This is a genomic window from Sphingobacterium sp. InxBP1, assembly GCF_026191775.1.
Lineage (GTDB): Bacteria > Bacteroidota > Bacteroidia > Sphingobacteriales > Sphingobacteriaceae > Sphingobacterium > Sphingobacterium thalpophilum.
In genome coordinates, this window is sequence record NZ_JAINDX010000047.1 from 167,585 (window position 1) to 179,442 (window position 11,858).

The window sequence follows — 11,858 nt, forward strand, 5'->3', positions numbered from 1 at the left end:
ATGCTTTTCAAAGTTTGGCTCTCATACTGCGGTCGACCAAAAACAAAACCAAACCATAGATAAGGTATAGGACGGGTAATGTCAGCACGACCATTAGGATAAAACCGCGCGAGCGCTGCTCGAACGCACCATTAACCAGATAATTGGCCAAACCCGACCAGAACCATGCAAATGTATAAAACGAAGCTGGGACGATCAGGTTTCCGATTGAAAGTGCAAAGCGATTTCTTCCGAGTGCATATTTCCTGTATATTGCCCGTAGGTGAAGAAATAGCAGCGCAACTGACCCGATCAGTGCCAGGAGGTTGGGGCTAACCCATAGGATCGCTTTGGCTACAATAGACGTTTTGGGACTTAGGTCAATATGAAAACTTTCCCGAGCCCCGGCTGCGCGAATGATCCAGTGGATCATGGCGGTGGTCTGCTGTTCAGGAATTCCTATATCCTGTTTTGCAACTTCCATGTTGCCTTCGAGATGCAAGTACAGGTCTATTGGACCAAAGGAAGACCAGTATTTGGAGGGAAAGAGCAGGTAGTCGATTTCATACTTGGGCAGGATGTCGCGCCGGTCGAAGCCCATTGATGCCGTGTATTGGACCTGAACAGTATTGTCCCCTTGTTTAAGGCGGGCTGTAAAATAAAATGCATCGGTTAGGGATACCCGCCTCCATTGTTGGCTGTCGTAAGTAATTTCATAGGACCCATTGTCTCTACGGAGAAAAGGAAATGTGGCGTTGGGCTGGTCCAAAGTTCTGGCCTCCGTCTGCTTCTGGTTCACAAGTACCTGCTGCAGCCCATCCAAATTGTAGGCGAGAAAAAGCAGGGGCAGATTCATGGCTTCTGCAGCCTGGATATGGTACACTATCGTAAAATGACTCTGGTAGTCGTGTTCCAGAGTATCCCTTTTTATCCGGATATCAATCCGTTCGCTGCTGACCTTAACCTTGCTGACTGGAAGTAGCTGGCCGGTGATACTATGAGGTGCCATTGGATTGGCCATGTTACTAAACAAGAGCATTGTCCAGATTGAAAGGCAAACTGTCAGCACGGCAATTTTTTTCTTCATAACCTTTTCCTAACTTGAGGTCCACACTCATCTAAACGCTGAGTTGGGCAGAGGTGAAAATAAAGAATATGGTGTAGAATTTAAAATGCAATGACCGTGCTTGTGTCCATGAACGATTTAATATTCGAAAAGTGTGGCAAACAACAAGGCTGAGGCCGGAAATAAAAAAAGACCTACACCGTGAGGCATAGGTCTTTTTTATAGTAAGTCGTATAGATATTATACGCCCAACAATAAGCGGGCTGGATCTTCCAACAATTGTTTAACGCGTACCAGGAAGCTTACCGATTCACGGCCATCAATGATGCGGTGATCGTACGAAAGTGCAATGTACATCATCGGACGGATCACGACCTGACCATTCTCGGCTACCGGACGCTGGATAATATTGTGCATACCCAAGATTGCTGATTGCGGTGCGTTGATGATTGGTGTTGACATCATTGATCCAAATACACCGCCATTGGTGATGGTAAACGTACCGCCGGTCATCTCTTCAATTGTCAATTTGTTATCACGGGCTTTTCCGGCCAATGATGCGATCTCTTTTTCGATCTGTTCCAAAGACATGGATTCAGCATTGCGGATCACTGGTACGACTAATCCTTTTGGTGCAGAAACAGCAATCGAAATATCTGCAAAATCAGAATACACGATTTCGTTGTCTTCGATACGGGCATTTACTGCAGGCCATTCTGCCAACGCTGTTGTAACTGCTTTCGTGAAGAAGGACATAAATCCAAGGCCAATACCAAATTTTTCTTTGAACGTATCTTTGTATTTAGCGCGCAGATCCATGATTGGTTGCATATTGACTTCGTTGAAAGTCGTCAGCATCGCAGTTTCGTTTTTAACAGCTACAAGACGTTTAGCAATGGTTTTACGCAATGAGGATAATTTTTCACGACGCTCATTTCTAGCACCTGCAACTGGAGCGGCAGTAGCCGTGGTCGCAGGAGCAGCAGGTTTTGCAGCTGGAGCGGCAGCCTTAGCAGCAGGCTGTGCTTTTTCTGCATCCTCTTTGGTGATACGACCATCTTTACCTGTTCCTTTTATAGTAGAAGGATCGATTCCTTTTTCTCTCAAAATTTTTGCAGCGGCAGGGGAAGCTGTACCGGCAGCGTAGCTATCCGGATCTTCATCAGTTGCCGCAGCTGCTGGAGCAGCAGCTTGGGTTGCTTCGGCGGCAGGTTTTGCAGCAGGGGCAGCACCGCCAGCAGGAGCTTCGCCTTCTTCAATTGTACAAACGACAGCACCGATTTCTAAAGTATCACCTTCTTGTGCAATGATTCTTAAGATACCTGCTTTTTCTGCTGGTAATTCAAACGTTGCCTTGTCTGATTCCAATTCGGCGATGTTTTCATCCATCTCCACATAATCGCCATCTTGCTTTAACCATTGTGATAAGGTTACCTCCGTGATTGATTCACCTACGGTTGGTACTTTAATTTCTAAGCTCATATATAATGTTCTTTATGTACAATTGCGTCCTATACATAAGACGCAATTGGTTTTAAATTGTTTTTATTCGAATGATTTGTTTAAGATCTCTGCTTGTTGTGCAACGTGTTGTTTCATATAACCTGTCGCTGTACTTCCGCTCTCTTTACGAGCAACAAAACCGGTAAATGCGATTTCTGTTCCCATCAGCTTGCGGCAGTAGTAAGACCATGCTCCCATGTTCTCATTTTCTTCCTGCACCCAGATAAACTCTTTGGCTTTGTTGTATTTTTTACGGACGGCTTTCAGCTGTTCTGTTGGAATTGGGAACAACTGCTCCAGACGTACGATGGCAACGTCTTTGCGTTTGTCTGCTTCCTGTTTTTCCAATAAATCGTAATAGACTTTACCTGAACAGAACAATACACGTTTGACATCTTTGGCCGCTACGTTAGCGTCATCGATTACTTCCTGAAAAGCCCCCTCGGTAAAGTCTTTCAATGGAGATACCACTTTCGGATGACGTAACAACGATTTTGGTGTGAAGACGACTAATGGTTTGCGAAACTCGCGAACTAATTGACGGCGCAACAAATGGAAGTAGTTGGCTGGCAGCGTACAGTTTGCAAGGATCATGTTTTCATCCGCGCACAATTCCAAGAATCTTTCGATACGTGCGGAAGAGTGCTCGGGACCTTGTCCTTCCATACCATGAGGCAACATCATGACAAGCCCGTTTGAACGCTTCCATTTGGTCTCTGCACTGGACAGATATTGGTCCACGATGATCTGCGCGCCATTATAGAAGTCGCCGAACTGTGCTTCCCAAACCGTTAATGAGTTGGGGTTAGAGGAAGCATAGCCATATTCAAAGCCTAAAACGGCATATTCGGAAAGCAAAGAGTTGTAGATGGAGAATTTGTCACCACCCTTGATATTAGCCAACGGCACATATTTTTCTTCTGAATCTTCCAGTGTCAATACCGCATGACGGTGTGAAAATGTACCGCGTTGTACATCCTGTCCGGAGATGCGGACACGGTTACCTTGATCCAATAAAGTCGCATACGCCATCAATTCACCCATTGCCCAATCATATGAATCACTGCTGATCATTTTTGCACGGTCTTCGAATAAACGGGTAATCTTACGGAAGAACTTTTTGTCTGAAGGTAGCGTCGTGATCTCTTTTGCTAATTTCAGGAAGGTCTCTTTCGACACCTTTGTTTTGTCTGTTGTGGTGGATACTTCACCTTTTTTGGCCGGACGCAATCCTTCCCAAGCGCCTTTGAACATCGGAATGTCTTCGGTTAATACCTCGACAGTTTTTGCATCTTCGAATTTAGCCTGTAGTTCAGACTTAAATTCTTTTTCTATAGTTTTTGAATAGGCTTCATCAATGCTGCCTTCAGCGATTAATTTTTTCGCATAGACCTCTTTTGGGTTTGGATGTTTTTCGATGATTTTGTACAATAAAGGCTGCGTGAATTTTGGTTCATCGGCTTCATTGTGACCAAATCTTCTATAACATAACAAATCAATGAATACGTCGGTCTTATACTTTTGACGGTATTCAACCGCTAGATTGATCGCATATACTACCGCTTCGGCATCATCTCCATTGACATGGAAGACTGGTGAAGAAGTGATTTTTGCCACGTCTGTACAGTAAGTACCCGACCGTGCATCTTTATAGTTTGTGGTAAATCCGATCTGGTTGTTGATCACAATGTGAACTGTACCACCAGTCTTGTAACCATCCAGTTTCGACATTTGAGTCACTTCATACACGACACCCTGACCGGCAATCGCTGCATCACCATGGATCAGGATCGGAGCAATTTTTGAGGAATCACCGTCGTATTTGAAATCAATTTTAGAACGTACCATTCCTTCTACAACCGGATCCACAGTTTCCAGATGGGAAGGATTAGGTGCCAAGCTCAAATGTACAGTCTTGCCGTCGTTGGTTTTCACTTCAGAAGAGAAACCTAAGTGGTATTTTACGTCCCCGCCAAAATTTACTTCTGGGTCATCGGCGTAGGTTTTACCTTCAAATTCTGAGAACACAGACTTATAGGATTTACCCATAATGTTCGTCAGTACATTCAAGCGGCCGCGGTGTGCCATACCAATCACAAATTCCTGAATACCAATCTCAGCTCCTTTTTCGATCACCGAATCCAAGGCTGGAATTAAGCTCTCTGCACCTTCGAGAGAGAAGCGTTTCTGTCCCAAAAATTTGGTGCCCAAAAAGTTCTCGAAGGCAACGGCATGGTTCAATTTGTTTAAGATTCTCTTCTTGGTGTCCAAGGAGAATTTCGGCATATTGCGATCCGCTTCCATGCGGTCTTGTAGCCATTTTATTTTTTCTGGATTACGGATATATTTGAATTCTGCACCGATAGAGCGGCAATAGGTGTCCTCTACCAGCTGACGGATGTCTTTTAATGTAGCCGGACCTAATCCAACTTCCACCCCCGCATTGAAGACTGTGTTCATATCGGTCTCTGCAAGACCAAACGTTTCGAGCTCTTTGCCAGGGTAGTATTTGCGTCTTTCGCGTACAGGATTGGTGTGTGTAAAGAGATGGCCCCGGTCACGGTAACCATTGATCATGTTCAGTACATTGATTTCTTTCAATACGTGCTCGGGAGTCGCTTCACCTACTGAACTTGTTGTTCCACCAGCGTTTTGACCAAAATCAAAACCTTCAAAGAATTTTTGCCATCCGAAATCTACCGATTGGGGATCTTGCTTGTACGATTGATATAAGCCATCGACATAAGCCGAATCAGCATTACTCAAATATGTCAGATTGTCCATTTACAATTAAAACTATGAAATTTGTCAAAGTTATGAATAAAAAAAGAGTTTCTAATACTGAAATTGAATTATTTAATCAATAAATCTATCCGATTCTTAACATTTTTAGCATGATTTAAAAGGGGCCTGTAACGCACTGTAGATTTCATTTCGAGTAGCGTTATTTATTCCAGCCAGCGATTTATTTGGCGAGCCATTCATCCTCTTTAGGAAGGCCGTTTGGAAAGTGCGTTTTGATCAATTTTTGCCAGTCGAGGGCTTTGTTGTCTTTTTCGCTTGTGCCCACGCCCGCAATATGTGACCATTGACCATATACCGTAGCTGGCGAGTAGTCCAGCAGGTGCTCTTCAAACCAGGAGGCTCCCCGTAGCCAGTTGACTTGATATTCATGTACCAGATAGCTGGCAGCAATAAGCCGGGCCTGATAGGGAATATAGCCGGTTTTTTGCAGCTGCGTCATGGTGCTGTTGATAAAGTCATGTTCGGTATGGCCGGATTTCCATTTTTCAAACTCTTCTTCATTTACCGTCAGGGCCGGGATGGTCATCCCTGTACCAACCTTTGTCCCTTGTGCCTTAAAGAAGATGTTCGGGTACTTTTTGAGCATAAAACGGAAATAATCCCTCCAGAGCAATATCTCAATGATTTTCTCGAAGCGCTTGTCTTTTTTGCCCTCGCCCAATTTTTTGATATTGTTGTACAGCAAGATAGGGGAAAGAGCTCCGGAAGCGATAAAAGGGCCTAAAATCAAGGGGTCCTGCTCAGCTTCTGGATAAGTCGACAGCAGGGAATGCATGATGCTCAATGCCGTGTCCTCGCCGCCCAGAATATAAATATCGTCTACGGAACGGATTTCTTCGTCGCTGTACCCCAGATCCTTCAAGGTTGGGATTTTGGTGTCCTCCAGATGCGGGGGGGTCAGAAAATTCGAAGGGAATGGAATCGGTTGCCGGACAGTGCTTTCCCGTTCTACTTTTTTCTTGAAAACAGAAAATCCGTTAGGAATATCTTTGATCGGAAAAGGAAGATCCTCTTTGTGGTAGAGGGTGTGTCCGATAAAATGGCGGAGGTTAATTTTGCTATTCCATAGTTCGCTTTCAACCTTTTCGGAGATCGACGTTTCGCGCAGGGCAACTTCACGATGGTGATACACCTCGTTGACCTGGTACTTTTGTGCGATCCGCGGAATAATATCTTCCGGTCTGCCAATGTATGTCAGTAGGTCGCTTCCGTGGCTACGCAGTTTTTCTTTTAGGGCAGTGACTGCCTCAATGATAAACGCTGCCCGCAGTACACCCGTGTTTAACGTGCCAAATGGATTGCGGTCAAAGTATCGGGGATCAAAACAATAGACGGGAATAATAAAAGAGCTCCTCTCGGAAGCCTGATAAAACACTTCATTGTCATGAAGTCTTAAATCATTCCTAAACCAGATCATTATTGCCCTTTTGTCCATAGAGGTGAAGATAAATACTTTTTAGTGCAGTCTATTTTCAGAAGAATTACAAATATATAAGGATATTGTGTTCCTCAAAGCTTTTAGACACGAATTGACATAAAAAGGACAAAGAAATTGGTGCTGAAGCGAAGGATGGGATAAATTTGTCCAAAAAGTCAAAATAGTCTTAAACTTATTTGACCTTTCTCTGTTCTAAAATCAGAGAATTATGATATTTTTTAGTCAGCATATTTGGAGATAAAAACCACCGCGCCTGAAGAACATATAACGTACAGGAACAACAGGGTAGAAGCTGCTCTGCTGTGGTGCCGACAGGCCGGATGCCTGAACTCGCTGCTGCCATTTAAAAGCGAATACGCAGAAATATTACTAGGGATGAAAAAGGTTTTAATCAGCGGTCTTAATACTTATTTGGGACGACGGGCATCATGTCATTTGCAGGCCAAAGATTTCGATGTCACGGGGCTGGTACGGAATCTGTCCATTTTCAATAAAATTGTGAAAGAAAGGGTGACAGCCAAGCTTTTTGAGCTTGATCTTTTGCGGAAGGGCGAAGCCTATGATAACTTTGAGGTCAGTGATGTCAATTTCGGTATCTATTTTACCCAGGTGCCTTCACTGGACAACGATATACAGCTGCAGCTTGAGCTGCTGGGGCTGCGTAACTTTATAGAAATCTGCAAAAGAGGGGGCAACAACCGTATTATTTATGTTGCCCGGCTGATGGATGAGCATTTTTTGGAGCCTGTGCGCAATCTACTGGAAGTGCTACGGGTACGGTATACCATCGTGATCAAAAGCAGTGCCATCGGCAGAGAAAGTATACTCAACCGCGTGTTTGCCAAACTGGCAAAACGGCAGACGGTATTCTACTGGAACTGGGTGGCATCCTTAAAATTCCATCCTCTTCCTTTGCTGGATGTTTATCGTTGGCTGCGTGAGATGCCTTGGGAAGATCACTTTTTTTCGGAAGTCATTTACTTGGGCGGGAATGAGGAAATCACTTTTAGAAGCCTGTTTTACCAATATCTGAACTGCACGTCCGAAACCCAGAAGCGGGAGATCGGTGTCAATAAGTTTTTTGCGAAACTTCTGCTGAGCCGTTTTAATGATATCAATAAGGAAGACATCGACGAATTTAGGCGCGTTCTGTATTATGAAAAAAATGTGGATAATTCTGCCTGGCAGAAAATTCAGCCCTTTCAGTTTACACCGCTCAAAGCTTATGTCTGTCAGGATACATGATCCTTTGGTAACTGTCCGCCGTCGGTCCCGCCAGTGGTCGTTGATTTGTATTCTTGAAACGCAAAATGCGAAGCCTGCATGAGGATAATTACATGTAAACACACAGGAATAATTGTTTACATATGGATTATTCTGTTAAATTTGTGGATTAACGGTTGGTGCAGAATAATATATGGGATACAATAGTTTAGAAGCATGTGTTGGTGATCTTGAAAAACATGGTCATTTAATCAGAATCAAAGAAGAGGTAGATCCTTACCTGGAGATGGCGGCTATTCATATGCGGGTATTTGATGTGGCCGGGCCCGCGCTTTACTTTGAAAATATCAAAGGTTCGGAATTCCCTGCGGTATCGAATCTTTTTGGGACGCTTGAGCGTTCAAAGTTTATGTTCAGAGATTCGCTGGACCACCTCAAGAAGCTCGTGGATGTCAAGATGAATCCTGCTGCCGTGCTGAAAAATCCCTTTCAGTACATCGGCTCATCCATGACTGCACTCGGTGCCTTGCCCTGGAAAAAGAAATCGGGTGCTCCGATTCTATATGGCAGGACGAAGATCAGCAAGCTTCCGCAGATTGTCAACTGGCCCATGGATGGCGGCGCTTTTGTCACTATGCCACAAGTTTATACAGAAGATGTAGATAAACCCGGTATCCTGCACGCTAATCTTGGTATGTACCGTATTCAGCTGTCCGGCAATGATTATGTGAAGGACCGTGAGATCGGGCTGCATTATCAGTTGCATCGGGGCATCGGTATCCATCAGACCAAAGCAAATGCGTTGGGCAGACCGCTTAAGGTGAGTATTTTCGTCGGAGGTCCGCCAGCTCACCCGTTGTCGGCGGTCATGCCGCTGCCGGAAGGACTCTCAGAAATGATTTTTGCAGGAGCGCTTGGCAACCGCAGATTTCGCTATTTTTACGATGATGAGGGATTCTGTATCTCAGCCGATGCCGATTTTGTGATTACCGGAACGGTATATCCCAATGAGAATAAACCTGAAGGTCCTTTTGGGGATCATATTGGCTATTACAGCCTGACACACCCTTTTCCGCTGATGAAGGTGCACAATGTATATCATAAAAAAAATCCCATCTGGTCGTTTACCGTAGTGGGACGCCCTCCGCAGGAGGATACTAGCTTTGGAGCACTGATCCACGAAATTACAGGAACCGCCATTCCCAAGGAGATTTCCGGGCTGCATGCTGTCAACGCCGTAGATGCTGCTGGAGTGCATCCGCTGTTATTTGCTATTGGTTCCGAACGCTATACACCTTATCAAAAGGTCGACCGACCCCAGGAGATTCTGACCATTGCCAATCAAATTCTTGGAAAAAATCAGCTGAGCTTAGCCAAATATTTATTTATATCCGCTCATGAAGATAATCCAACATTGGATATCGATGATATCCCTGCTTTTCTGAAGCATATTCTTGAACGGATAGACCCTACACGCGATCTGCATTTTCAGACCAACACCACCATCGATACCCTCGATTATTCGGGTGACGGACTTAACACAGGGTCAAAAGTGGTGTTTGCTGCTGCGGGAAGCAAAAAGCGGGAGCTACAGCGGGAGCTGCCGGCTAATCTCGATCTGCCAAGGCCGTTCAGCCGGTCCAAAATGGTGATGCCCGGTATTCTGGCGATAGAGGGACAGGCGTTCACGAGCTATGAAGAGGAGGAAAAGGTGATTGCGGAGTGGTGTCGTGCTGCTGCTGACCTTCCGTGGGAAGGACTTCCGCTGATCGTGCTGTGTGATGATGCCGATTTTACTGCAGCGACGGTGAATAATTTTGTATGGACCACCTTTACAAGGAGCAATCCGGCATTTGACATCTATGGAATTAAAAGTTTTACCGCATTCAAGCACTGGGGTTGTGAAGGGCCGATCATCATCGACGCGCGTACCAAACCTCACCATGCTCCAGCTTTGATTAAAGATGCTGCGGTCGAAAGGCGGGTAGACCAACTGGGGGCCAAAGGCGGTTCATTGCATGGAATTATATAATTGACAATACTTAATCAACCCGAATGAAAACAGAAGAACTCATTGAAAGATCCAAAAGGGGGCAATTACGGTTTCAGGAAGTCCTCGACCATATTGCCCTGAACTACGAGTACCGCCCAGCGGCGTTTCAGAATGGAAGCTTAAAAAACTCAGAAGCTGAAAATCAGGGGAGCGCCAAACTTTTTTATTTTGCCAGATTAAATCATCTGACGGAAGAAGACACCTTGAGGCTGTTTGCCGAACATTATCAAAATGTATTGGATAATCCTGCAGGCGAGGGTCATCAGAATATCCGGCAATTTATGGTAAACGGTTGGGATGGGGTGGTTTTTGAACAGGATGTGCTGATCAGCAAATAATAGTTTGTCAAGTGGCGCTACATGGTTACATGGCGTCCGAAATATAGCTACGATATAAGGGTGCTGCAGCAGTACCCTTATATCGTAACTGATAGACGGCGTAGCTGCAAACGTCTAGTCTTTATTGCTACAATCTTCGTCTTTGCTTCCGCCAAAATAGACCATCCAGCAGATGCCAAACTGATCCTGAAAAGAGCTGTACAGCTCCGCAAAGAACGTTTCGCCCAAGGGCATTTCTATAACTTTTGCATTGACGCTTAATGCTTCATATAGCGACCGGGCTTCCTCGCCATCGTCACACATGAGCATCACATAGGTATTGTTGCCCTGTGCATATTGCTGGCCGAAGGCTGAAATGACGTCTGCCCCCATAAGCATGCTCTCTCCGTTGATTGAAATTGCGGTATGGCAGATCTTGTTCTTTGCTTCATCAGGTATAGGTGGCATCGCGGGGTCTGCAGGAACATCACCATAACGCATAAAACCCGGATTTGTGGTATTAAAAACCTTTTCATAGAATGTGAATGCTTCTTCACAGTTGCCATCGAAATTTAAGTAAGCGTGTAATTTTGCCATGATTTCTAATTTGAATATATTGATTATTATTTCAGCTGTATTTGCTTGCGCGGTATCAAAGACGCGCTGAGCACAAAAATAACGGTCAATATAAACGGAAAACTTGTCTCAGGGCAAGAATTGAAAATACCTGCAGCTGATCGCGGTTTTTCCGCTAACTGCTGTGTACAATTTCTTTTCGGATACGGCTCAACGAGGTGTCGGTGATCCCGAGATAAGAGGCAATGTGCTTTAACGGCGCTTGCTGAATCAGAATGGGCTTTTCTTTGATCAGCCGCAGATATCTCGTAGTTGCAGGTTCAGTGATCATCGCGACCGCCCTGTTTTTGGTGTGCACCAGTTCTTTTGCCATCCACGAACGCCCCCATTCCCTGAATTCAGGAATCTGGTGAAAGAGCTCCTGAAAATCGTCAAATCGTATTTTCCATAGCTTGGTCTCTGTGAGTGCCTGAATGTTTTCAACCGTCGGGCTGCGCTGAAAAAAAGATGCTACTTCGATGACAACTTCGTGGTCACAGCAAAAATCTATCGTCACTTCATTGCCTTCATAATCGTGCAGGAATGAACGCGTCAAACCATATTCAATCAGGTAATATGCGTTAGCAACCTGACCTTTCGTCAATATAAACTCTCCTTTTTTGACCGTTATCGCCTGATGCTTTTCTTTTATGGCATTCAGCTCGTCGGGGCGGAGTGCAAGGTCACGATAAAAAGTTCCTATTAGATCCATACGGGTTGTTGTCTGATTATCATGTGAATTTACTATAAATCTTCAAACCATTTTGTGATGTAGCATGTGATTATTGTAAATAAATTGGTATTTCATTGTTAATTTCATTTGGTTTAATTGTGTTTTTTAATAAAAATACAATAAAA

The 11,858-nt window shown here is 44.6% G+C and carries 9 protein-coding genes; 3 read left to right on the forward strand and 6 right to left on the reverse strand.

Going from position 1 to position 11,858, the window contains the following annotated elements; all coding sequences use genetic code 11:
- Positions 1 to 7 precede the first annotated feature (7 nt).
- From K7A41_RS16360 to K7A41_RS16375, 4 genes are all read right to left on the reverse strand, one after another.
- Positions 8 to 1,066, reverse strand: a complete 1,059-nt coding sequence (locus K7A41_RS16360) for a hypothetical protein (protein WP_265714548.1) — start codon at positions 1,064 to 1,066, stop codon at positions 8 to 10.
- A gap of 219 nt (positions 1,067 to 1,285) precedes the next feature.
- The gene (odhB, locus tag K7A41_RS16365; protein WP_028070481.1) at positions 1,286 to 2,527 is read right to left on the reverse strand and encodes a 2-oxoglutarate dehydrogenase complex dihydrolipoyllysine-residue succinyltransferase; all 1,242 of its coding nucleotides are present in this window, start codon (positions 2,525 to 2,527) and stop codon (positions 1,286 to 1,288) included.
- A gap of 63 nt (positions 2,528 to 2,590) precedes the next feature.
- On the reverse strand, positions 2,591 to 5,332 hold the full coding sequence (locus K7A41_RS16370) for a 2-oxoglutarate dehydrogenase E1 component (protein ID WP_028070480.1): 2,742 nt from the start codon (positions 5,330 to 5,332) through the stop codon (positions 2,591 to 2,593).
- A 181-nt stretch (positions 5,333 to 5,513) separates the two neighbouring features.
- A complete protein-coding gene (locus K7A41_RS16375) occupies positions 5,514 to 6,770 on the reverse strand; it encodes a deoxyribodipyrimidine photo-lyase (RefSeq protein WP_232048685.1) in 1,257 nt (418 codons plus the stop codon).
- A 396-nt stretch (positions 6,771 to 7,166) separates the two neighbouring features.
- On the opposite strand from K7A41_RS16375, the gene K7A41_RS16380 reads away from it, so the two are divergent.
- The 3 genes from K7A41_RS16380 to K7A41_RS16390 all read left to right on the forward strand — a co-directional run bounded on the left by K7A41_RS16380 (position 7,167) and on the right by K7A41_RS16390 (position 10,406).
- A complete protein-coding gene (locus tag K7A41_RS16380) occupies positions 7,167 to 8,036 on the forward strand; it encodes a hypothetical protein (RefSeq protein WP_265714549.1) in 870 nt (289 codons plus the stop codon).
- Between the two features lie 172 nt (positions 8,037 to 8,208).
- Complete coding sequence (locus tag K7A41_RS16385) at positions 8,209 to 10,047, forward strand: UbiD family decarboxylase (protein ID WP_265714550.1); 1,839 nt, start codon at positions 8,209 to 8,211, stop codon at positions 10,045 to 10,047.
- A 23-nt stretch (positions 10,048 to 10,070) separates the two neighbouring features.
- Entirely contained in the window at positions 10,071 to 10,406 is a 336-nt protein-coding gene (locus tag K7A41_RS16390) for a HopJ type III effector protein (RefSeq protein WP_028070476.1), read from the forward strand.
- A gap of 114 nt (positions 10,407 to 10,520) precedes the next feature.
- Here K7A41_RS16390 and K7A41_RS16395 read toward each other — a convergent pair whose 3' ends face one another.
- Positions 10,521 to 10,982: a VOC family protein gene (locus tag K7A41_RS16395; protein ID WP_028070475.1), complete on the reverse strand. Its 462-nt coding sequence runs from the start codon at positions 10,980 to 10,982 to the stop codon at positions 10,521 to 10,523.
- Between the two features lie 154 nt (positions 10,983 to 11,136).
- On the reverse strand, positions 11,137 to 11,712 hold the full coding sequence (locus tag K7A41_RS16400; protein ID WP_265714551.1) for a Crp/Fnr family transcriptional regulator: 576 nt from the start codon (positions 11,710 to 11,712) through the stop codon (positions 11,137 to 11,139).
- Positions 11,713 to 11,858: the final 146 nt, after the last annotated feature.